The 21,779-nt window shown below is 65.3% G+C and carries 19 protein-coding genes; 9 read left to right on the top strand and 10 right to left on the bottom strand.

Annotated elements, in window-relative coordinates; genetic code table 11:
- Positions 1–127 precede the first annotated feature (127 nt).
- The 3 genes from ACVWZA_RS12625 to ACVWZA_RS12615 all read left to right on the top strand — a co-directional run bounded on the left by ACVWZA_RS12625 (position 128) and on the right by ACVWZA_RS12615 (position 2,458).
- Positions 128–607: a hypothetical protein gene (locus ACVWZA_RS12625; protein ID WP_457311576.1), complete on the top strand. Its 480-nt coding sequence runs from the start codon at positions 128–130 to the stop codon at positions 605–607.
- Between the two features lie 85 nt (positions 608–692).
- Positions 693–1,151, top strand: coding sequence for a DUF2231 domain-containing protein (locus ACVWZA_RS12620; protein WP_457311575.1), 459 nt, complete (start codon positions 693–695; stop codon positions 1,149–1,151).
- Entirely contained in the window at positions 1,151–2,458 is a 1,308-nt protein-coding gene (locus tag ACVWZA_RS12615) for a PQQ-dependent sugar dehydrogenase (RefSeq protein WP_457311574.1), read from the top strand. Before ACVWZA_RS12620 ends, ACVWZA_RS12615 begins: the two co-directional genes overlap by 1 nt.
- Positions 2,459–2,612: 154 nt before the next feature.
- Here ACVWZA_RS12615 and ACVWZA_RS12610 read toward each other — a convergent pair whose 3' ends face one another.
- From ACVWZA_RS12610 to rpiA, 6 genes are all read right to left on the bottom strand, one after another.
- On the bottom strand, positions 2,613–3,356 hold the full coding sequence (locus ACVWZA_RS12610) for an HAD-IIB family hydrolase (RefSeq protein ID WP_457311573.1): 744 nt from the start codon (positions 3,354–3,356) through the stop codon (positions 2,613–2,615).
- A complete protein-coding gene (locus tag ACVWZA_RS12605; protein WP_457311572.1) occupies positions 3,353–4,150 on the bottom strand; it encodes a Cof-type HAD-IIB family hydrolase in 798 nt (265 codons plus the stop codon). The genes ACVWZA_RS12610 and ACVWZA_RS12605 overlap by 4 nt, the downstream gene beginning before the upstream one ends.
- 74 nt (positions 4,151–4,224) lie before the next feature.
- Positions 4,225–5,211: a phosphogluconate dehydrogenase (NAD(+)-dependent, decarboxylating) gene (gnd, locus tag ACVWZA_RS12600; protein WP_457311570.1), complete on the bottom strand. Its 987-nt coding sequence runs from the start codon at positions 5,209–5,211 to the stop codon at positions 4,225–4,227.
- 83 nt (positions 5,212–5,294) lie between these two features.
- The gene (gene tal, locus ACVWZA_RS12595; protein ID WP_457311569.1) at positions 5,295–6,410 is read right to left on the bottom strand and encodes a transaldolase; all 1,116 of its coding nucleotides are present in this window, start codon (positions 6,408–6,410) and stop codon (positions 5,295–5,297) included.
- Positions 6,410–8,509, bottom strand: coding sequence for a transketolase (tkt, locus tag ACVWZA_RS12590; RefSeq protein WP_457311568.1), 2,100 nt, complete (start codon positions 8,507–8,509; stop codon positions 6,410–6,412). The genes tal and tkt overlap by 1 nt, the downstream gene beginning before the upstream one ends.
- 82 nt (positions 8,510–8,591) lie before the next feature.
- Positions 8,592–9,266 (bottom strand): ribose-5-phosphate isomerase RpiA, encoded by a 675-nt coding sequence (rpiA, locus tag ACVWZA_RS12585; protein ID WP_457311567.1) that lies wholly within the window; start codon positions 9,264–9,266, stop codon positions 8,592–8,594.
- A 410-nt stretch (positions 9,267–9,676) separates the two neighbouring features.
- Here rpiA and ACVWZA_RS12580 point away from each other — a divergent pair, with 410 nt between their 5' ends.
- From ACVWZA_RS12580 to ACVWZA_RS12565, 4 genes are all read left to right on the top strand, one after another.
- On the top strand, positions 9,677–10,216 hold the full coding sequence (locus ACVWZA_RS12580) for an RNA polymerase sigma factor (protein ID WP_457311566.1): 540 nt from the start codon (positions 9,677–9,679) through the stop codon (positions 10,214–10,216).
- 149 nt (positions 10,217–10,365) lie between these two features.
- The gene (locus ACVWZA_RS12575) at positions 10,366–12,144 is read left to right on the top strand and encodes a vWA domain-containing protein (protein WP_457311565.1); all 1,779 of its coding nucleotides are present in this window, start codon (positions 10,366–10,368) and stop codon (positions 12,142–12,144) included.
- A gap of 223 nt (positions 12,145–12,367) precedes the next feature.
- A complete protein-coding gene (locus ACVWZA_RS12570) occupies positions 12,368–13,561 on the top strand; it encodes a tetratricopeptide repeat protein (protein ID WP_457311564.1) in 1,194 nt (397 codons plus the stop codon).
- A gap of 144 nt (positions 13,562–13,705) precedes the next feature.
- Positions 13,706–14,152 carry a hypothetical protein gene (locus ACVWZA_RS12565; RefSeq protein ID WP_457311563.1) on the top strand — a complete coding sequence of 149 codons (447 nt, stop codon included), beginning with the start codon at positions 13,706–13,708 and terminating at the stop codon, positions 14,150–14,152.
- A 43-nt stretch (positions 14,153–14,195) separates the two neighbouring features.
- On the opposite strand, the gene ACVWZA_RS12560 is transcribed toward ACVWZA_RS12565, so the two are convergent.
- Positions 14,196–15,671, bottom strand: coding sequence for an MFS transporter (locus ACVWZA_RS12560; protein ID WP_457311562.1), 1,476 nt, complete (start codon positions 15,669–15,671; stop codon positions 14,196–14,198).
- A complete protein-coding gene (locus ACVWZA_RS12555; protein ID WP_457311561.1) occupies positions 15,668–16,498 on the bottom strand; it encodes an SDR family NAD(P)-dependent oxidoreductase in 831 nt (276 codons plus the stop codon). Before ACVWZA_RS12555 ends, ACVWZA_RS12560 begins: the two co-directional genes overlap by 4 nt.
- 233 nt (positions 16,499–16,731) lie before the next feature.
- Between ACVWZA_RS12555 and ACVWZA_RS12550 the strand changes: the two genes are divergently transcribed.
- Together ACVWZA_RS12550 and ACVWZA_RS12545 are read left to right on the top strand one after the other, a co-directional pair.
- Positions 16,732–17,877, top strand: a complete 1,146-nt coding sequence (locus ACVWZA_RS12550; RefSeq protein WP_457311658.1) for an acyl-CoA dehydrogenase family protein — start codon at positions 16,732–16,734, stop codon at positions 17,875–17,877.
- 110 nt (positions 17,878–17,987) lie between these two features.
- Positions 17,988–18,776, top strand: coding sequence for an SDR family oxidoreductase (locus ACVWZA_RS12545; protein WP_457311560.1), 789 nt, complete (start codon positions 17,988–17,990; stop codon positions 18,774–18,776).
- 33 nt (positions 18,777–18,809) lie between these two features.
- On the opposite strand, the gene ACVWZA_RS12540 is transcribed toward ACVWZA_RS12545, so the two are convergent.
- Together ACVWZA_RS12540 and ACVWZA_RS12535 are read right to left on the bottom strand one after the other, a co-directional pair.
- Complete coding sequence (locus tag ACVWZA_RS12540) at positions 18,810–19,427, bottom strand: retropepsin-like aspartic protease family protein (protein WP_457311559.1); 618 nt, start codon at positions 19,425–19,427, stop codon at positions 18,810–18,812.
- 61 nt (positions 19,428–19,488) lie between these two features.
- On the bottom strand, positions 19,489–21,750 hold the full coding sequence (locus tag ACVWZA_RS12535; protein ID WP_457311558.1) for an NADP-dependent malic enzyme: 2,262 nt from the start codon (positions 21,748–21,750) through the stop codon (positions 19,489–19,491).
- Positions 21,751–21,779: the final 29 nt, after the last annotated feature.

The following is a 21,779-nucleotide window of genomic DNA, read 5'->3' as shown; positions in this document are numbered from 1 at the left end:
GAACATGGTCGGCGACCTTGCTAGAACAGGGTGAACCCGGAATGAAGCCCGGACCTGTCAGCCTGTCGCCCCAACCCTCTCGCTCCAACCCCTCGCCAAGCCCTTTGCCGGCCTCTAATATGGACGCATGAAATCGACCTTCCTGGCCCCGCGCCTGATCCTGTCCCTGACATTGTGCCTGTCACCGATCGCCTGTTCCGACAGCCGGGGGGTCGGTAACAACACCGGCCTGTTCGGCACCGACAACGGCGCGGCAATGTCGCCCGGCATTCGCGCGGTCCGGATCGGCGAGGGCGGCCCCGCCTTCAACGCCTGTGCGAACATCGGCCGCGTGGTCAATCTGTCAGCCTCGGGCGAGACCGATCTGGCGGTTCGCGCCGCGCCCTTTGTCGAGGCCGATGAAGTCACCCGCCTGACCAACGACCGGCGTATCTATGTCTGCACCCGCTCGATCGATCAGCGCTGGCAAGGCGTGGTCGTACCCCCCGCCGACGCGCCCGACGCCGATTGCGGCGTGCTCGCACCGGTGGGATCGCCGCGCAATTATGCCGGCCCGTGCACCAGCGGTTGGGTGTCGAGTGCGTTCGTACGGCTGACCGCGAGCTGAGTCTTCCGCACGGTCTGACCAGGCGGAACATCGCCACCTTGCATTCGTAGTGGAGTCCGACAGGTAATCATCGGGCGGTACGATCATGGCGAGCGACAATCCTCCCCCAAATCCTCCGGTTACCGCAAGTGTGGGCGGCAATCCGATACACAGCCTGCTGGCCGCTTTCCCGCTCGCCTTCTTCACCGGCGCGTTCGTCACCGACATCATCTATGCCAACACCGCCGAGATGATGTGGGCCAATTTCTCGATCTGGCTGATCACCGGCGGGCTGATCATGGGTGTATTCGCGGGCATCGCCGGGCTGATCGATTTCATCGCCAGCAAGCGTATTCGCCGTGCCCGCCCTGCCTGGCCGCATTCGGTTGGTAACGCGCTGGTGCTGATCCTCTCGCTGTTCAACGCTTTCGTGCACAGCCGTGACGGGTGGACCTCGGTCGTGCCGACGGGGATCATTCTGTCGGGCATCGTTACTGTCCTGGTGATCGTCACAAGCTGGCTCGGTGCCTTGCTCGTCTATCGTCACCGTGTGGGCGTCGCCTGATGCGTCAGCTAGCCATCATCGCGACCGGTGCAGCCATGCTCGCGCTTGGCGCGTGCAGCGAAAATGCCGCGCCCGCCAGTACGCAGATCGGCGCCAACCCGCCGCTGCCCGCGCCGAACCAGTATCTCATCCCGCCGATGCATGTCGCGCCGGTCGACAAGTGGAAGGCGGGCGAAACGCCGACCGTCGCGCCGGGCCTGCACATCGCCCCGCTGGCGACCGGCCTGATGCATCCGCGCCAGCCCTATGTCCTGCCCAATGGCGACATATTGGTGGTCGAATCCAATGGTCCCGGCCTCGAATCGGTCAAGCGGCCAAAGGAGCTCATCATGGGCTGGGTGCAGGGTTATGCCGGCGCTGGGGCGAAGGGCGGCAACCGTGTCACCTTGCTGCGCGACGCCGATGGCGACGGCAAGCCCGAACTCCGCTCAGTGTTGCTCGATCACCTCTTCTCCCCGTTCGGCATCGCGCTGATCGGCGGCAATCTCTACATCGCCAATACCGATGCGATCATGCGCTATCCTTATGTGACCGGCCAGACCAGGATTACCGCGCCCGGCGTCAAATTGCTCGACCTGCCGGGCGGGCCGATCGACCATCACTGGACCAAGAGCCTGGTCGCCAGCCCTGACGGCACGAAGCTGTATGTCGGGGTCGGATCGAACAGCAATATCGTGGAGAACGGCATCGGCGCCGAACTGGGACGCGCCGCGATCTGGGAAGTCGACGTGGCGACAGGCGCGTCGAGGATCTTCGCCAGCGGGCTGCGCAACCCGAACGGCCTGTCCTGGAACCCGCAAAGTGGTGCGCTCTGGGCGGTGGTCAACGAGCGCGACGAACTCGGCCCGAACCTCGTGCCGGACTATATGACGTCGGTACGCGACGGCGGTTTCTATGGCTGGCCGTACAGCTATTGGGGAAAGAATGTGGACCCGCGCGTGATGCCGCGGCGCGACGATCTCGTCGCCAGAGCGATCGTGCCGGATTACAGCCTCAGCTCGCACGTCGCGCCGCTTGGCCTCGCCTTCTACACCGCCGGCAACCTGCCCGCGCAATATAGTGGCGGTGCGTTCGTCGGCGAGCACGGCAGCTGGGATCGCGGCGCGCTCAACGGATACAAGGTGGTATTCGTGCCGTTCAGCGGCGGCCGTCCGAGCGGCAGGGCGCAGGATGTGGTCACCGGATTCCTCGATGGCGACAACAATGCGCAAGGCCGACCGGTCGGCCTCGCAGTGGATCGCGCTGGCGGATTGCTGATCGCCGACGATCTGGGCGACACGGTGTGGCGGGTCACCGGCGCCAGATAGTAGTACGCAAGAGTTATCGCCGTATCTAGCGCCGGCGAGGCAGTGGGGCCACCTCGCCGGACACAACCGGATATGAACGAAATGGCGGATCGACCAACGGCATGGCGACGATCATCCCCGATACGCGACGAACGTCACGCAAGCGGCGGTCAGGCTATTTCTGGCACGCCACGATCGCGGCGATGACCGATAATGTCTCCTGCGGATCGCGCACGCGCACCGTGTCTAGTCCCAGTTCCTTCGCCGGATAATCATTCCCCCCGGGAAAGATCGCATCGCCGATAAACATCATCGCATCCAGCGCGATCCCGCTCGCGTCGCGCAATTTCTTCAGGCCGTACGCCTTGTCGACCCCCTCACGCGTAACGTCGATCGAGGTCGCCCCGCCCATGTTGATCGACAGGCCGGGCAGCCGCTTGCGCAGATCGGCCTGGATCACCTTGCGCTTGGCGAAGTCGGGATCCCAATGTTCCTTGGCGTCGAGCGGCGCCTGCTGGCCGAGCGCGGAAAAGGTGATCTGGCTGCCGCGATCCTCGACCCGTTCGCCCCAGGTCTTTTCCGGCACGAAGCCGGTCGCCTCCAGGGCGGAATCGAACGCGGTAAAGATCGCCTGTTTCTGCGCGTCGTCGAACAGCTCGGCATAGACCGCGCGCCATGCGCCATCGAAACGATAGAGCTTGGTCCCGGTGGTCGGCATCAGCCACAGCCGGGTGCGATCGGCACGGGGCGGCAATCGGCTTGCCACCTGCTTCTCGAACTGTGGCCAGTCCCCGCCCGAGATCACCGCGACATCCGCCACGCCGAGCAGGTCGGCCAGCGCCCCGCCCATCGGCTCCTGCAGCGGCTGCTTGCTCTCCGCCAGCGTGCCATCGAGATCGAACGCGACGAGTTTTTTCATATCGACTCCACGGCAAGCGGAAGGATCATCTCGGCGATCGCGCGCGCGACGCCATCGGCATCATTGCCGCTGGTGACATGGCCGGCCAGCGCGCGCACCTCTTCCGGCCCCTGCCCCATTGCGATCGACAGGCCGGCGCGCGCGAACATCGGCACGTCATTGGCCTGGTCGCCGATCACCGCGACCGCCGCCAGCGGCGTATCGAGCGCCTCGGCCAGCGCGGCCACGCCATCACCCTTGTTCGCGGCGAGCGCGGTCACGTCGAGATAGTAATTCTGCGATTTCACGATCGTCGCGCGCGACCCCAGGGTCGCGGCGCGCAACTGAAGATCGTCGAGCAGCGCATGGTCGTCGCTGATGAAGGTCACCTTGTCGGCGCGATCGTAAAGCGGCGAGAAATCATGGGTGACGATCGGCGCCTGGTTCGACGCGATGCGCTCGCTGCCGACATGGGCGCCGAGATCGGTGCTGGCGTACCAAAGGTCGTCGGCGAATACCCAGCGATCCACGGGCGCATCACCGACCAGCTCGAACATCGCCCGCACCACGTCGGGATCGATGCGGTGCTGGCAGATCACCGTGCCGTCGCGGCGGAACACGGTGCCGCCGTTGAACGCGCCCATCGCATCGTCGATGCCGAGTGTATCGGCGATCGGCATCATGCCCGATCGCGGCCGCGCGCTGATGATGGTGAAGCCGATACCAGCCGCGCGCAGCCTTGCGACCGCATCGACCGTCGACGGCGCCAGTTTCTTCTGCTTGTCGACCAGCGTGCCGTCGACATCGGAGACCACCAGCCTGATTGGCTCATGTGAGGCTGGACTCCCCGACCCTGAGCTCCCCGGCCCTGAGCTCCCCGGCCCTGAATTCATTGCGGAATCTCGACATGACCGCCGAAGCCGAAGCGCATCGCCGAGAGCAATTTGTCACCGAACGTATGCTCGACCCGGCTGCGATAACGCGCGAACAGGGCGGCGGAGAGCACGTTGACCGGCACAGCCTCCTCCATTGCCGCTTCGATCGTCCAATGCCCCTCGCCCGAATCCGCGACGTTGCCGGAGAATTTCTCCAGCTTCTGGTCCTCGGCCAGCGCCGCCGCCGACAGGTCGAGCAGCCAGGAGGAAATCACGCTTCCGCGCCGCCAGACTTCGGCGATGTCGGTCAGGTTCAGGTCGAAGCGCTGATCCTCGGGCAACTTGTCCGATGACTTGCCCTTCAGGATGTCGAAGCCTTCGGCATAGGCCTGCATCAGTCCGTATTCGATGCCGTTATGGACCATCTTGACGAAATGCCCCGCGCCCGCCGGCCCGGCATGGATGTAACCGTGCTCCGCGCGCGGATCCTCGCCCTCATTTTCCATGCGGTTGGGCGTGCGCGGGATCGTGCCGATGCCCGGCGCGAGCGCGGCCAGGATCGGGTCTATATGGTCGACCGCTTCCTTGTTGCCGCCAACCATCATGCAATATCCGCGCTCCAGGCCCCACACCCCGCCCGAGGTGCCGACATCGACATAACGCGTGTTCTTTTCGGCAAGCTCCTTCGCGCGCCGGATATCGTCCTTGTAGAAACTATTGCCGCCATCGATGACGATATCGCCGTCGCCGCAAAAGCCGCCGATCGTCGCGATGGTCTGTTCGGTCGGATCGCCCGCCGGCAGCATCACCCAGAAGATCGCCGGGCTGTCGAGCTTGCCCTTCATGTCCTCAAGCGAGTCGGCGGCGACGGCGCCGTCCTTGACCAGCACCTCGATTGCCTTGGCGTCGCGGTCGAACACCACCGTCTCATGCCCTGCCCGCATCAGCCGGCGCGCGATATTGCCGCCCATCCGGCCAAGGCCGATGATACCGATCTTCATGGGTGCCTATACCTTTCGAAAAGGATCGTGGATTCTTTCAGACTTTCCGCGGCGAAAGCCGGGGAAGCAAAACGAAAAGAAAGTCAGGCGTTTGCCTTGGCCGGATGCTTGGCGGCAATCGCGCCGAGCAGATCGTCGAACGCCTTGGCAAAGCTGTGCACACCCTCTTCGACCAACGTCGCGGTCACGCCGTCCAAGTCGAGCCCGAGCCGCTCGGTCTCCGCCAGCACAGTGCGCGCGCCATCGACATCGGCACCCAAGGTCGGGGCCACCATGCCATGGTCGCGGAACGCATCCATCGTCTTGGGCGGGACGGTGTTGACCGTGTCACGGCCGATCAACGTATCGAGATACAGGGTATCGGGATAATCGGGGTTCTTGGTGCCGGTCGATGCCCACAGCAGCCGCTGCGGCATCGCGCCCCTGGCGGCGAGCGCCTGCCAACGGTCGGAGGCGATGAAGTCCTGATACCAGGCATAAGCGAGCTTGGCATTGGCGATCGCGACCTTGCCGCGCACCGCCTTGCCCGCTTCGCCGCCGCTGCCGGCATCGATCGCGTCGTCGATCTTGGTGTCGATCCGGCTGACGAAGAAGCTTGCCACGCTGGCGATCCGGTCGATCGGCTCACCCCGTTCGGCGCGCTTCTCCAGCCCCGCGACGAACGCCAGTGCGACCGCTTTATATGCCTCGATCGAGAACAGCAGCGTCACATTGACGTTGATCCCGGCGTCGATCGTCGCGGCGATCGCGGGCACGCCGGCCGGCGTGCCGGGGATCTTGATCATCAGATTGGGCCGGTCGACCTCGCCCCACAGCCTGGCCGCCTCGGCGATCGTCGCGTCGGTATCGTTGGCGAGATAGGGCGACACTTCCAGGCTGACATAACCATCCTTCGCGTCGAGCCGGTCATAAACCGGACGCAGCGTGTCAGCCGCATTCTGGATATCCTGGATCGCGAGATGTTCGTACCGCGCCATGGTCGAGGCATCGGGGCTGGCCGCATCATAGTCGGCGAGCGCCGCGTCATAGGCGTCGCCATGCCCCATCGCCTTTTCGAAGATCGATGGATTGGACGTGACACCAGTCAGCCCGTCCTCATCGACCAGCTTTTGCAAGCCGCCCTCGGCGAGGAATTTGCGATCGACGAAATCAAGCCAGACGGCCTGACCCTGCGCTTCGAGGTCGTTCAAATGTCCCATTACTTCGTCTCCAGCATCTCGCGGGCCACCTTGACGACATTATCGACGGTGAACCCGAATTTATCCTGCAATTTGGCGATCGGCGCGGACGCGCCGAACGTCGACATTGTGATCGTGCGCCCGTCGAGCCCGACATAACGGTCCCAGCCAAGCTCGCCCGCCTGCTCCACCGCGAGCCGTGCGGTGACGCTGCGCGGAAACACCGAATCGCGATAGGCCTTGTCCTGCTTTTCGAACAGGTACCAGCTTGGCATCGATACGACGCGTGACCTGACCCCCGCGTCGACCAGTTTTTCGTGCGCGGCGACGACCATCGGCACTTCGCTGCCCGTGCCGATCAGGATGATCTCGGGATCGCCGCCCTCGGCATCGGCCAGCACATAGGCGCCCTTGGCCAGCCCCGATGCCGGTGCATATCTGGTGCGGTCGAGCGTCGGGATCGCCTGGCGCGAAAAGACCAGCACGCTCGGCTCGTGCGTGTGAGTCAGCGCGACCTTCCACGCTTCCGCCGCCTCATTGGCGTCGCCGGGGCGGATCGTGTCGAGCCCCGGAATCGCGCGCAGCGTCGCAAGATGTTCGATCGGCTGATGCGTCGGCCCGTCTTCGCCGACGCCGATCGAATCGTGGGTGAAGACGAACACGACGGGCAATTCCATGATCGCGGCGAGCCGGATCGGCGCACGCATATAATCGGCAAAGACCAAGAACGTGCCGGTGTATGACCGCAGATAGGACAGCGCCATGCCGTTGGCGATCGACCCCATGGCGTGTTCACGCACGCCGAAATGCATGTTGCGCCCGGCATAATCGCCCGCCTCGAACGATCCCGCGCCGTCGAAAGTCAAATTGGTCTTGGTCGAGGGTGACAGATCGGCGGCACCGCCCATCAGCAACGGCACGCGCTGCGCGATCGCGTTCAGCGCCTTGCCATTGGCCTCCCGCGACGCGATCCCCTTGGCGTCGGCCGGGAACACCGGCACATCCGCATCCCAGCCATCGGGCAGCTTGCCCTCGCGTGCGAGGTCGAGCTCGGTCGCAAGATCGCCATGCGCCGCGCGATATTTTGCGAACAAGGCTTCCCATGCTTCGCGCAACGGTTTGCCGCGCGCGGCGATCGCACCGTGGAAATGCTCGGCCACGCCATCGGGTACGAGGAACTGCGCGTCCTCGGGCCAGCCATAGGCTTTCTTGGTCGCGCGGACATTATCCTCGCCAAGCGGCTCGCCATGCGCTTTTTCGCTGTTGGCGCGCGGGGAGCCCCAGCCGATGATCGAATGGACGATGATGAAGGTCGGTCTGTCATCGGTCGCGCGAAACGTGTCGAGCGCGGCGCCGATCGACGCCGTGTCGTTGGCGTCGTCGACATGCAGCACATTCCAGCCATAGCCTTCGAAACGCTTGCCGGTATCCTCGATAAAGGCGAGGTCGGTATGCCCCTCGATGCTGATCGTGTTGCTGTCGTAGATCCAGCACAGGTTGGAGAGTTTCAGATGCCCGGCGAGCGACGCCGCCTCGCCCGACACGCCCTCCATCATGTCGCCATCGCCGCACAGCGCATAGATGTCGTGATCGAACAGGTCGAAGCCATCACGGTTGAAATGCGCCGCAAGATGCCGCTCGGCGATCGCCATGCCGACCGAATTGCCGCAACCCTGACCCAATGGCCCGGTGGTCGTCTCGACCCCGGTGGTCATGCGATATTCGGGATGGCCCGGCGTCTTCGAATCGAGCTGCCGGAAATTCTCGATATCGTTCAGGCTGATCGCGGGCTTGCCGGTCGGTTTGCCGTGCGCGTCGATCTCCTCGACCCCGGCGAGATGGAGCAGTGAATACAGCAGCATCGACGCATGGCCGACCGACAGTATGAACCGGTCGCGATTGGGCCAGTCGGGCACCGCCGGATCGGTGCGCAGGAATTGCGACCACAGCGTATAACCGACCGGCGCGAGTGCCATCGGCGTGCCGGGATGCCCGGAATTGGCCTTTTGCACCGCGTCCATCGACAGCGTGCGGATCGTGTCGATCGTCAGCCGCTCGATCGATCCATCCTCATGGAGGCCATCGCTGCCCGGCCGCTCGCTGACTTCGCTGTCGCTCATGCTCGTTCCTTTATAGCCGGCCCAACGCGACGCAGGCATCGTGGTTGCACTGCGATCGTCCGATCACGCCGATTTGGCAGGTTCAACGGTCGAGACGAGTCACCACACCGCCATCAGCACTATAGATCGTATCCACTTCGGTCAGGAACAACCCATGGCCGAGAATTCCGGGAATCGCCGACAGGGCCGCTGCGGTCGCCACCGGATCGGCCAGCGGGGCGAAGGCGCAATCGACGATCAGATTGCCCTGGTCGCTGCGATAATGGACGCCATCGGCCATGCGCAGCACCGGCCCGGCGCCCAGCGCGCGCAGTTCGGCCAGCACGAATTCGCGCGCAAAGGGCAGGATTTCGACCGGTACCGGCGCTCGCCCGATCGCCGCGCTTTGCTTCAATCCATCGGTGATCACGATCATCCGCCGCGACGCCGCCGCAACGATCTTCTCGCGCAGCATCGCTCCGCCTGCGCCCTTGATCGCGAACAGGCGATGGTCGAATTCATCGGCGCCATCAACGGTGAGATCGACCGTGGCAATGTCCTCGAACGCGACGACCGGAATGCCGGCGGCCCGCGCCGCCTGTTCCGTGGCGAGCGAGGTCGCCACGGCGCCGCCGATCGACAGGCCCGCACGGACCCGCTCTCCCAGATGCGCGATGAAGAACGCGGCGGTCGATCCCGTGCCCAGCCCGACCGTCATGCCGGCGACGACCTCCGCCAAAGCGGCGAGCGCCGCGACTTCCTTGTCTCCATCGCGCATGCCGGCACGATGCCGCGATCGAGACCCGATAACAAGCGTGCGGGCGCCCGACACGAACCGGGCGCAGGCTATTCGATCGGGAATGCTGCGTGGATTCTTCTCCCTCTCCCCTTGTGGGAGAGGGAAGGGGCCCATCGCAAAGCGATGGGAAGGGTGAGGGGGACGCTAGCGTTACGCACCCAACTCCCCCTCACCCTTCCGTCACTTCGCTCCTCCCTCCCTCTCCCACAAGGGGAGAGGGAAATCTGGCCGACTAGGCCAACGCGCAGCGGTGATGGTGTCGCGCGTGCGAATGATGCACTAGATGGTCTGTCGGAGGGATAGGGTCGGGCTGGTCAATGATGATGCATGGTCGCGCGATCGTGACGGCGCTTTCCGATCGCGCAGCGTATCGCGGCCCTTGCTGACGCATGGCGGATAGCGCGGGCCTGCTCGATAACGACCTGGTCGCCGCCGCCATCGCCGGTGACCGCGACGCGTTCGGCACGCTGCTGCAGCGTCATTATAATCGCATCCACGGCCTGGCCTGGCAGCTGACCGGGTCGCGCAGCGACGCCGACGATATCGCGCAGGACGTGTGCTGCACCCTGGTCGAGAAGATCGCGACTTTCCGCGGGGAGGCAAAATTCACCACCTGGCTGTGCGGCATCATATTCAACGCCTGCCGCGACCTGCGCCGTCGCCGCCGTTCGTTCGGCGGTTTTACCGAAAAGCTGGCGGTGCTCGCCGGGCTGGCGCGCGCACCCGACGGCCGCGACCTGTACGATGCGGTGTGGGTGAAAAGCGCAATCGCCAAACTCAAACCCGTTTATCGCGATACGGCGGTGCTCGTCGCCGGCCAGCAACTCTCGCACGGCGAGGCGGCCGAGATACTGGGCGTGGCCGAAGCGACCATCTCCTGGCGCATGCACGAGGTGCGGCGGATGCTCACCGCACAGGGCGAGGGGTAACGTTTCCAGCCCGGCTTTCTCCCGTATTTGTCGCAAGCCGTGCTCCAGCCGCAAAAAATAAATTTGCGACCGCACCCAAGGATCTCCCGCGAAGGCGCGTCCCAGTAATATGCGGACGATTGTGCCCGCAGCCTTCAGGGAGAATTTCCATGCCCCGCCTGCACCATGCGATCGCCACCGGGCTGGCCGTCATGCTCGTCGTGTCCTGTACTCGCTCGGGCGTCGACGACACCCCGGCATCGCCGTCCGACGCCGCCAACGCCGGTAAGGCGGAGGAAATCGTCGTGACCGGCACGCGCCGGGATGGCGCACCCACCACACAGGCGGAGAGCGCCGAGGACATGGCGCAATATGCCGCCATCTCGCCGCCCCCGCCGCCGCCCTCATCGGTCGCGTCGCCGAGGATGATGACATCGCGCGTCTATGCCCCGATGAACGAGATGCGCAGCTATATGCCGCCGCCCTATCACGATGTCGGCCGCGACAAATTCACCGCCACGTCGCAAAACCCGTTCAAGCTGGTGCGCGGCGAGCCCGTCTCGACCTTTTCGATCGATGTCGACACCGCGTCCTATGCCTTTGTCCGCGCTTCGCTCAACCGCAACACCCTGCCCCAGCCGGCGGCGGTGCGGACCGAGGAGCTGGTCAATTATTTCCCCTATGATTACGCCGCGCCGCGCAGCGCGGCGGAACCGTTCAACACCAATGTCGCGGTATTCCCCAGCCCCTGGTCGGTCGGGCGCAAGCTCGTGCGGATCGGCATCAAGGGCTATGCGGTGCAGCGCGCGACGCGCCCGCGCGCCAATCTGGTCTTCCTGATCGATACCTCGGGGTCGATGAACGAGCCCAACAAACTGCCTTTGGTCAAACAGTCGCTGGCCATGCTGCTCGACCAGCTCGACGGCGACGACCGCGTCGCGATCGTCACCTATGCCGGGACCGCCGGCACCGCGCTCGAACCAACCGCGGCGAGCCAGAAAAGCAAAATCCTGGCGGTGATCGACGGTCTTGGCGCGGGCGGCGGCACCGCCGGCGGCGAAGGCATCCGCCAGGCCTATAATCTCGCCGAACAGAATCTCGACCCGCGCGGCGTCAACCGCGTCATCCTGGCGACCGATGGCGATTTCAACATCGGCATCACCAACCAGGACGAGCTGAAAGCCTATGTCGAGCGCGAACGCGGCAAGGGCGTGTTCCTGTCGGTGCTCGGCTTCGGCATGGGCAATTACAACGACGCGCTGATGCAGGCGCTGGCGCAGAACGGCAATGGCGCCGCCGCCTATATCGACACGATCACCGAAGCACGGAAGACTTTGGTCGACGAAGCGAGTTCGACCCTGTTCCCGATCGCCAAGGACGTGAAGATCCAGGTCGAGTTCAACCCGGCGACGGTCGCCGAATATCGCCTGATCGGGTACGAGACGCGCATGCTCAACCGCGAGGATTTCGACAATGACAAGGTCGATGCGGGCGATGTCGGGTCGGGCCAGACGGTCACCGCATTGTATGAGGTCGTGCCGGTCGGCGGCCCGCGCGCGATCGGCGACCTGCGTTACGACACGCCGTCGCCCATCGCCATATCGCGGCGCGTACCCGGTGGAACGCTGGGCGGCGAGCTCGGCTTTGTGAAGATCCGCTACAAGCTGCCCAAATCGGACACCAGCCGGCTGATCTCGACGCCGATCGACCGCAGCAGGGAAGTGCGCCGCTTCGAGGATGCGCCGCAGGATGCGCGCTTCGCGACCAGTGTCGCGGTGTTCGCCGACCTGCTGCGTGGTGGCCGTTACAGCGGCGCGATGGGGTATGACGATGTGCTGAGGATCGCGCTGGCGTCGCGTGGGCAGGACAGCTTCGGATATCGCTCGGGCTTCGTCCAGATGGTCCGCGCCGCCAAGGGCGCGGGGTCGCTGGCGCAGCTGGAGCGGTGAGACTCCGGCGCTGAGTCCGAGTGGCCGCCGTTGCCCGCAGCATGGCAACGGCGGCTATGGGAGGACAGACCCGTGAAAGGGGCCGTTGCGATGATGATTTCGACCCCGGCGCAATTGCCGCTATAAGGTTGGCCGATGCCTTTCTTGTCCCCCTGCCGCGCCGGATCGCTGCCGCCCTGCGGAGATCGCTCGACCGTCGCGCGGGCCGGTGGAGAAGGCTGAAATGGCGATCGACGACGATAATGCCGGGCCGCTCCCGGATGGGGCACTGCCCGAACCGCCGCCGCCGAACCCGGCCCGGCGTCAGACGGCGATCGATGCGGCAATGCGGCGTTTCGATGGGGTCGATGAACGCCCCGTCCCCCGGGCCGGCCCCACTCGATCCGGCCCCACTCGATCCGGCGGCGCGTCGGAGCCCCCCTGGTGGACTCGACTGGGCCGCCCGCAACTTGGCGCGTTGGTGTCCGTCGCATTGATCGCGCTGATCGGCGTGCCAGTCGCGATGGTCTCGCTCAACGATCCTTATGGCCCGATGAGCGTGCCGCGGCCCGCCGCCGTCGACGCGCCCGCGCCGAAATCGGCCGGGTCGATCGCCGGCCCCTCGACCATGATCGCGCCGCCTCCACCCGTCGCGCCCAAGCCCGTCGCCCCGCCGACGCTGGCAGAAATTCCTGCTGTCCGGACGCCCGACCCGCTGGCCGAAAGCAATGCCGATGCCGTGGCGAGTGCGCCGCCTGTCGCCGCGCCTGCCATGAAAGCGGCGCGCGACGATGCGACGCCGCCAGCGGCACAGACAAGCCGGTCGGAACTGGCCTATCGCGCGGAGGGCAGCGCCAAGCCGCGACTTGCCGAAAGCCGTTTCGCATCGCCACCGGGCGGGGTGGCGCCGGCGCCACCGCCACCGCCACCGCCAGCGGATATCGCCGCAGAAAGCGGCGCGAATGAGATCGTCGTGACCGGCATGCGCAGAGCGGCACCAGCGCGATCGATCGGGCGCGGCGACTGGAACGCGTGCACGGTGAACGACCCGAGCCGCAGCCTGACCGCATGCCGCAAGCTGGTCGATCCCGGCGCCAAAGGGCCGGCGGGCCGCGCGGCGGCACGTCTTGCCGACGGCCTGTCCCAGGCCTGGCAGGGCGATCTCGACGGCGCGATCACCGCTTTCGACCAGGCGATCGCGATCGCGCCGCGCCAGTCATTCGCTTATCTCAACCGCGGCCTCGCCTATCAGCGGAGCGGCGATCTCGACCGCGCGATCGCCGATCTCGACCGCGCGGTGAAATACGCCGGCGGGTCCGCGCGCGGTTATTACAATCGCAGCGTGCTGCTGCGCCAACGCGGCGACACCCGCCGCGCCACCGCCGACGAGGACCGCGCCGTCAGCCTCGACCTGCGTTATCAGGCGGTGGTGCGATAGGGCGCGGAGCGTGTAGGCGGCACCCCCCACTCAGGAACCCATATGTGCGAACCAACTGGCCGGGCTCTTTCCGCAATTGGATGGAAAGCCGTCATTAATCAGCGGAGCCTAAATCTGCTCTGATACTTAACCGAAGGCATCGACATGTCGCGCTTGATGACAACCCATATTCTAGTGGCGACGCTTCTCAGTGGAACAGCTAACCCCTGCGGTGCGGCAGAACGACCGCGCTCATTAAGTTCGCCCGAAATTCGGACAGCGCTGACTGATAAGATGATCAGCTATTCTCCGCCAGGCTGGGCAGACGCCGGCATCAGCGAAGTCTTCTATTCGGATGGAAAATGGATCGGTACTTACTATTCGCGGGGTCCGATCGAGTTTTCTGGCCGATGGATCATCGAGAGCAACGAAATCTGTGTAACTCCTGACGCCAAGGCAATTGTTTCCAAATGGTTTTCAGGCTCACGATGCCGCACCGTCTGGCGTGGCGGCAATGATAACGGACTTTCGATCGAGCACCTCGATCCAAGGCAAGCTCCATCAGGCCCGCTTGCCGTCTCGATAAAAGACCTTGCTATCGGCAGCCGGTAATGTCCGCGTGTGGGGCGATAGCAGTCGCTCAAGATTGGGGCACTCACGGCGTATGCGTCGCCCCTTCCCGCTCCGCCGCCGCCAGCACCGCAAGCCGCGCATTATGTTCGACCCGTCCGAAGGGAAAGCGGCTGTAGAGGAATGCGCCGATCACACCGAGCGCGATATAGACCAGGATGAACACGATGGTCAGCCGGTCGACCGTCTCGATCGGCACCTGGCCCGGTTTGGCGGCTTCGGGGAAGCGCGCGATGGCGAGGATCATGCCGGCCAGCGCGATGCCGAAGCCGCTGGTGCATTTCTGGATGAAGAAGCCGCCGGCAAAGAACACGCCTTCCGACCGCCGCCCGGTCCGGGCCTCCGAATCCTCGACCACATCGGCCATCATCGACGCGCCGAGGATCATCGCCGACACGCTGCACGCAGTGTTAAAAGCGAAGATGGTCAGCAGCAGCGGCACCATCCGCGTATCGTTCGGGGTCGGGAACCAGCCCGCCAGCCGCAGCCAATACGGCAAGGTGAGCAGGAACACGGCCCCGAGTGCCGCGCCCATCGCCGCATTGGGTTTGCCGAAACGCCGTCCGATCCGCGGCGCCAGGACGAACGCCATGCTTGCCCCGGCGAACAGCGCGAAGATCAGGAACACGAACGCCAGTTTCTCGAACTGCCAGACATAGGTGTAGAGATAATTGGCCAGCGCGAAGCTGATCCCCTGATTGGTATAGACCATCAGGCCGGCGCCCATCAGCACCAGGAAACCGCGATTCTTGATCGTCGTGCCAAGCTCCCCGAAACTCGCGCCCAGCGTGCCGTTGGCAGGCGATTTGGGCAGCCGCTTGATCTCCGGATGCGTCCCGATCGCCGAGGTCAGGATGGCCACGAACATCACCAGCGCCGCGACCCAAGCCATCTGCGTATAGCCCGCGCGCTCGAGTAATCCCTTGGGATGCGCGGCATCGGTCGGCAGGAATACGGTATAGGCGGCGAGTAGGATGCCGAGGCCGCCGGCCCAGCCGAACAGATAACGATAGGCGGTGATCCGCGTACGTTCGTCATAGTCCGACGTCAGTTCGGAGGTCAGCGCCTGTGACGGCACCTCATAGGCGGAGACCGCGCTGCGCACGAGGATCGCGCTGACGAACAACCACAAAAGGGTCATCGGCTCGCTCAGCGCGGGCGGATTCCAGATCAGCAGCCAGCCGACCGCGATCGGGATCGCCGAGCCGTACATCCAGGGGTGGCGCCGGCCGAAGCGGCTGCGCGTGCGGTCGGAGAAGAAGCCGATCGAAATGTCGACCACCGCGTCGGCGACCAGCGCGGTCATGATGACCAGCCCGACGGTCGCCGCCGGCAATCCCAGCACCTGATTGTAGAACAGCAGCAGGAAGGTGCCGAAGCCATTGTCCTTCACGCCGTACGCGATCGCGCCGAAGCCATAGCTGAGCATGGTGCGCGGGGCGAGCCGACGCGCTTCGGGTGCCGTGCCGTGGACCGGCGATTGCGTGACCGCGCTGGTCATGCCGTAAACGCCTCGAGCGCGGCGAACATCGATGGCGCATTGGCGTCCCAGCTATGCCGTGGCCCGATCGTCATGCCGCCATCGACCGTGATATGCGTGCCGGTGACGAACCCGGCATCGTCGCTGGCGAGATAGGCGACCGCCGCGGCGATATCCTCCGGCCGGCCGGCGCGCTGCAATGGCTGCGCCTTGCCTGCGATCGCGCCGATCGCGGCATTGGCCTGGGCGCGTTTGTCGCCGTCGATGCCCAGCGCCGAGGTGAAGATGTTGGTGATGATGAAGCCGGGGCAGACCGCGTTGACCCGGATATTGTACCGCGCGAGATCGGCGGCGGCCATCGTCGTCAGGTGCAGCACGCCCGCCTTGGCGACCGAATAGGCGGTCGGCGCCGCGCCGGTCTGCAAGGCCGCGATCGACGCGGTGTTGACGATCGCCCCGCCGCCGCGCGCGGTCATCAATGGTGCCGCATAACGGATGCCGAGCGCGACCGAACGCAGCAGCAATGCCTGGGTCCGGTCCCAATCCTCCGGGCTGATCGTGTCGATCGGATCGCGCGATCCGCCCGCGCCGGCATTATTGAACACCACATCGAGGCCGCCCGCCGCGTCCGCCGTGCGCATCAATGCCTCGATGTCTCCGGCTTGCATCACATCGGTGCGCTGGAAATGGATCTTGCCGTTCGATGTCGCGGCAATTTCCTGCCCGCCGGCCTCGTCGATATCGCCGATCCACACCTCGGCACCCTCTTCGGCGAGTCGCAGCGCGGTCGCGCGACCAATACCCGAAGCGCCGCCGGTAACGACGGCAATTTTGCCGGTAAAACGCATCACATTCTCCTGGGAGGGTATTTTTGGGTAGCATAGTATGGGGTTCGGTGCGGTCAATCGCGCACTTTTGGAATTTTGGGTTTGCAGAAGCGCTTGCGGCACGCGCGAGCCATCTCTACCAACCGTCACCCCGGACTTGGTCCGGGGTCCACCGAGCCGCACCCATCTCGAGGTGAGATTTTGCGGACCAGTGGATGCCGGAACAAGTCCGGCATGACGAACAGGAGCATGGCGTGGCACTCGACCCCGAAACCTTCGACGCGTTGATCGACACCGTGCGGCGCTTCGTCGCGGAGCGGCTCCGCCCGCTCGAGGGCGCGGTCGAGGAGGCCGATGCGATCCCGGCCGACGTGCTGCGCGAGATGCGCGAGATGGGCTTGTATGGCCTGTCCATCGCGGAGGAATATGGCGGCCTCGGCCTGACCATGGCGGAGGAAGTGCGCGTCGCGATCGAGCTCGGCCGCACCACGCCTGCGTTCCGCTCCAGCTTCGGCACCAATGTCGGCATCGGCAGCCAGGGGCTGGTGATGGCCGGTAATGACGAACAAAAGAACGCCTGGCTGCCGCGCATCGCCAGCGGCGAGATCATCACCAGCTTCGCGCTGACCGAACCCGATGTCGGCAGCGATTCGGGCGCGGTGAAGACCCGCGCGATCAAAGACGGCGACGTTTACCGCCTGTCGGGCACCAAGCGCTACATCACCAATGCCGACAAGGCCGACCTGTTCACCGTCATGGCGCGCACCGGCGAGGAAGCCGGCGGGCGGGGCGTCTCCGCCTTCCTCGTGCCGCGCGACCTGCCCGGCCTGTCGATCGGCGAGCCCGAAAAGAAAATGGGCCAGAAAGGCGCGAAGGTCGCCGATGTGATCTTCGACGATGTCGCGGTGCCCGCCGCAAATCGGCTCGGCGCGGAAGGCGAAGGCTTCAAGATCGCGATGCGCGTGCTCGATCGCGGCCGGCTGCACATCTCGGCGGTATGCGTGGGCGTCGCCGAACGGCTGATCGCGGACAGCGTCGCCTATGCGACCGAGCGCAAGCAGTTCGGCAAAGCGATATCCGAACACCAGCTGATCCAGGCGATGATCGCCGATTCCAAGACTGAGGTCCTCGCCGCCCGCGCGCTGGTGCTGGAAACCGCCGCGGCCAAGGACGCCGGCAAGGACGTGGTGATGGAATCGGCCGCCGCCAAATATTTCGCCAGCGAAATGGTCGGCCGCGTCGCCGACCGCGCGGTGCAGATCTTCGGCGGCGCCGGGTACATCGCGGATTACGGCATCGAACGCCTGTACCGCGACGTGCGCCTGTTCCGCATCTACGAAGGGACTAGCCAGATCCAGCAGCTGATCATCGCGAGAGAGACGATCAAACGCGGGGGTTGACGCCCTTTGCCGTCACCCCAGCAAAGGCTGGGGTCTCATGGTGGCGCGCGGCACGCCCGACAACAGCAAGACCCCAGCCTTTGCTGGGTGACGGACCTGGGAGACAAATAATGGACACGACCAACCTCTTCCGCCTCGACGGCCGCACCGCGCTCGTCACCGGCGGGTCGCGCGGCATCGGCAAGATGATCGCGGCGGGCTTCATCGCGCAGGGCGCGACCGTCTATATCTCAGCGCGCAAGGCCGATGCCTGTTTCGAAACCGCGAAGGAGCTGGGCGAGAAGTGCATCGCCCTGCCGCAGGACGTGTCGACCGTCGCCGGCTGCAAGGCGCTCGCGGCCCAGCTCGCCGAACACACCGACAGCCTCGACATCCTGGTCAACAATGCCGGTGCGGCCTGGGGTGAGCCGTTCGAGGACTTCCCGGAAAAAGGCTGGGACAAGGTGATGGACCTCAACGTCAAATCGCCTTTCTTCCTGACCCAGGCACTGCACCAGGCGCTGAAGAACGCCGCCCGCCCCGACCGCCCGTCAAAGGTGATCAACATCACCTCGATCGACGGCCAGCGGCTCAACCCGTGGGAGACGTACAGCTATCACGCGTCGAAATCGGCGCTGATCTATCTGACCAAGCGCATGGCCGCGCGGCTGGTGACGGATTCGATCAACGTCACCTCGATCGCGCCGGGCGCCTTTGCCAGTGAGATGAACAAGGCCGCGCGCGACCATGGCACGGAGATCGCCAAGGGCATTCCGGCGAAACGCATCGGCGTCGCCGAAGACATGGCCGGCGCCGCGATCTACCTCGCCAGCCGTGCCGGCGATTACGTCATCGGTGACACCATCACCGTCGATGGCGGGCTGGTGCACGCGGCGGTCGGGACCAGCATCGACGCTTGACGCCTATTCCTCCCTGGCACGGGGAGGATTGCTTCACTTGACCGCCTGCGGGTGGTGCGGCTCGAGGATCAGGGTCCGGCCCTCCACGCGCCACGATTTCAGCCGCGACAGGAAATTCATCCCGATCACGTTCATGTCGCCGAACGCCGGTGACACCACCACCGGCAGGTCGCGCGCGACGATATTGCCGATGCGCAGTTCGGGCGCGGTGGCGGTCTGTGCCTCGATCGATCCGTTGGCGGTCTGCAACACCATAGGAAAGAGCGGCGTTTCGACCTTGAGGCGGGCGGCGGCGGCGGTGTCGCTCGACAGCGCCGTCACGGTCGCGCCGCTATCGACCAGCATGCGCCGCCGGCTGTTGCCGATCCGCACCTGCACCCAGAAATGGCCGTCGCGCGCCATCGGCACGCGCATGACCTTGCCGACGACTTGCTGTCCGCCCCGGTCGGCACCGAACATCCGCGCGATCCTGTCGAGTGCCGGATCGAGCGCCGGATTGATCGGGGCGCGCTGCGTGAAGAGCATCGCCGCCGCACCCAGCAGGCCGAGCGTCAGCAAGGCGCCGACGATACGAAAGCGCCGCGCGAGCAGGATCAGCACCGCGCCCGCGACCAGGTAAAGCAGCACAGTGCCGCCAGGGAGTTCGCTCATCGCGCGCCCTTACGACAGTCGAGCTGTACCAATGCTGACAAGCGACCGATGCCGCCGCCGGTCAGCGCGCGATCCCACCCGCGGCGAGCACCGCCAGCGTCACCAGTTCGCTTGCCGTGCTGGTCATCGGCGCGATCTGCACCGATTTCTCCATGCCGACCAGCATTGGCCCGATCACCGAATCCCCGCCCAGTTCGCGCAGCAGCTTGGCCGAGATATTGGCGCTCTGCAGCCCCGGCATGATCAGCACATTGGCCGGCCCGGAGAGCCGCGCGAAGGGATAATTCGCCAGCTGTTTCGGGTTCAACGCCACGTCGGGCGCCATGTCGCCTTCATATTCGAAGCTCACCTGGCGCCGGTCGAGCGCCGCGACTGCGGCACGGATATTCTCCAGCCAGCGCCCCTCGGGGTTGCCGAAGGTCGAATAGCTGAGGAACGCGACGCGCGGTTCATGGCCCATGCGCTTGGCGACCATCGCCGTGCCCTCCGCGATGTCGGCCAGTTCCTCGGCGCTCGGCCGCTCGTTGATCGTGGTGTCGGCCATGAACACGGTATGGCTTTGCCCGACCATCAGATGGATGCCGAACGGCGTGCGCCCGACCTCCGGGTCGATCACCTTGCGCACTTCGCGCATGGTGTGCGCATAAGTCCGCGTGATGCCGGTGATCATCGCGTCGGCCTCACCCAGCTGCAGCAGCACCGCGCCGAAGATGTTGCGATCCTGATTGATCATCCGTTCGCAATCGCGGCGCAGATAACCGCGCCGCTGCAGCCGGTCGTAGAGGAAATCGACCATGCGCGGCACCAGCGGCGAATTGCGGCTGTTGTGCAGTTCGTAACTGTCGGGATCCGCCACGCCGAGCGCCTTGAGCCGTTCGGGCACGTCGTCGCGCCCGACCAGCACCGGCGTGCCGTAACCGCCCTCGCGGAACGCGATCGCCGCGCGCAGTACGACCTCCTCCTCGCCTTCCGCGAACAGCACGCGCTTGGGATGCGCGCGCGCGCCTTCATAAGCGAGCGTCAGCACCGACGTGGTCGGGTTCAACCGCCCGCGCAGCGTCTGGCGATAGGCCTCCATATCGAGGATCGGCTTGGTCGCGACGCCCGAATCCATCGCCGCCTTGGCGACGGCGACCGGTACATTCTCCATCAGCCGCGGATCGAACGGCGCGGGGATGATATAGGCCGGGCCGAAGCTGTGCTGCACGCCATAGGCCGCGGCGACCTCCTCCGGCACGCGTTCGCGCGCCAGTTCGGCGATCGCATTGGCGGCGGCGATCTTCATCGCGTCGTTGATGCCCGTAGCGCGCACGTCGAGCGCGCCGCGGAAGATGAACGGGAAGCCGAGCACGTTGTTGACCTGGTTGGGATAATCCGAGCGGCCGGTCGCGACGATCGCGTCGGGCCGCGCGGCCATCGCCTCGGGCGGGGTGATCTCCGGATCGGGATTGGCCATCGCGAAGATGATCGGGCGCGCCGCCATGTCCTTGACCATTTCGGGTTTCAGCGCGCCCGCCGCCGACAGGCCGAGGAACACATCCGCGCCGACCAGCGCCTCGGTCAAAGTGCGCGTGGTGGTGTTGGCGGCATGCGCCGACTTCCACTGATCCATGCCCTCGGTCCGGCCCTGATAGATCACGCCGGAGCGGTCGCACATGATGACATTGTCGCCGCGCACGCCCATCGCCTTGATCAGTTCGGTGCAGGCGATCGCCGCCGCGCCCGCGCCGTTGACCACGATCTTGATCTCACTCATGTGGCGCCCGGTCAGCAGGCAGGCATTGATCAGCCCGGCCGCGGTGATGATCGCGGTGCCGTGCTGGTCATCATGGAACACCGGGATGTTCATGCGTTCGCGCAGGGTCTGTTCGATGATGAAGCATTCCGGGGCCTTGATGTCCTCCAGGTTGATGCCGCCGAAGCTCGGCTCCATCAGTTCGACCGCGTCGATGAAGCGGTCGACATCCTCCGTCTTCAGCTCGATATCGATCGCGTCGACATCGGCGAAGCGTTTGAACAGCACCGCCTTGCCCTCCATCACCGGCTTCGACGCGAGCGCGCCGAGATTGCCCATGCCGAGAATGGCGGTGCCGTTGGAGATAACCGCGACCAGATTGCCCTTGGCGGTGTAATCATAGGCGGTGGCGGGATCCTCATAGATCGCGCGCACCGGCACCGCGACGCCGGGCGAATAGGCGAGCGCGAGGTCGCGCTGCGTCGCCATCGGCTTGGACGCGATGATCTCGATCTTGCCCGGCCGTCCCTCGGAATGGAACAACAGCGCCTCGCGCTCGGAAAACTGGACGTTACTGTCTTCTGACATCTTGGCCTCTCGATCTTGCCCCGTCTTTA

It is taken from the genome of Sphingomonas sp. UYAg733 (assembly GCF_054057355.1).
The sequence above is the reverse complement of the archived record's forward strand: the minus strand, read 5'-3'. Positions and strand labels throughout refer to the sequence as shown.

Bases quoted from the DNA above. Each gene is read 5' to 3' on its own strand.
- ACVWZA_RS12535 (WP_457311558.1), bottom strand. From the start codon at position 21,750: ATGTCAGAAGACAGTAACGTCCAGTTTTCCGAGCGCGAGGCGCTGTTG.
- ACVWZA_RS12570 (WP_457311564.1), top strand. From the start codon at position 12,368: ATGGCGATCGACGACGATAATGCCGGGCCGCTCCCGGATGGGGCACTG.
- tkt (WP_457311568.1), bottom strand. From the start codon at position 8,509: ATGAGCGACAGCGAAGTCAGCGAGCGGCCGGGCAGCGATGGCCTCCAT.
- ACVWZA_RS12540 (WP_457311559.1), bottom strand. From the start codon at position 19,427: ATGAGCGAACTCCCTGGCGGCACTGTGCTGCTTTACCTGGTCGCGGGC.
- tal (WP_457311569.1), bottom strand. From the start codon at position 6,410: ATGGGACATTTGAACGACCTCGAAGCGCAGGGTCAGGCCGTCTGGCTT.
- ACVWZA_RS12575 (WP_457311565.1), top strand. From the start codon at position 10,366: ATGCCCCGCCTGCACCATGCGATCGCCACCGGGCTGGCCGTCATGCTC.
- ACVWZA_RS12610 (WP_457311573.1), bottom strand. From the start codon at position 3,356: ATGAAAAAACTCGTCGCGTTCGATCTCGATGGCACGCTGGCGGAGAGC.
- rpiA (WP_457311567.1), bottom strand. From the start codon at position 9,266: ATGCGCGATGGAGACAAGGAAGTCGCGGCGCTCGCCGCTTTGGCGGAG.
- ACVWZA_RS12560 (WP_457311562.1), bottom strand. From the start codon at position 15,671: ATGACCAGCGCGGTCACGCAATCGCCGGTCCACGGCACGGCACCCGAA.
- ACVWZA_RS12620 (WP_457311575.1), top strand. From the start codon at position 693: ATGGCGAGCGACAATCCTCCCCCAAATCCTCCGGTTACCGCAAGTGTG.
- ACVWZA_RS12625 (WP_457311576.1), top strand. From the start codon at position 128: ATGAAATCGACCTTCCTGGCCCCGCGCCTGATCCTGTCCCTGACATTG.
- ACVWZA_RS12565 (WP_457311563.1), top strand. From the start codon at position 13,706: ATGTCGCGCTTGATGACAACCCATATTCTAGTGGCGACGCTTCTCAGT.
- gnd (WP_457311570.1), bottom strand. From the start codon at position 5,211: ATGAAGATCGGTATCATCGGCCTTGGCCGGATGGGCGGCAATATCGCG.
- ACVWZA_RS12615 (WP_457311574.1), top strand. From the start codon at position 1,151: ATGCGTCAGCTAGCCATCATCGCGACCGGTGCAGCCATGCTCGCGCTT.
- ACVWZA_RS12555 (WP_457311561.1), bottom strand. From the start codon at position 16,498: ATGCGTTTTACCGGCAAAATTGCCGTCGTTACCGGCGGCGCTTCGGGT.
- ACVWZA_RS12580 (WP_457311566.1), top strand. From the start codon at position 9,677: ATGGCGGATAGCGCGGGCCTGCTCGATAACGACCTGGTCGCCGCCGCC.
- ACVWZA_RS12545 (WP_457311560.1), top strand. From the start codon at position 17,988: ATGGACACGACCAACCTCTTCCGCCTCGACGGCCGCACCGCGCTCGTC.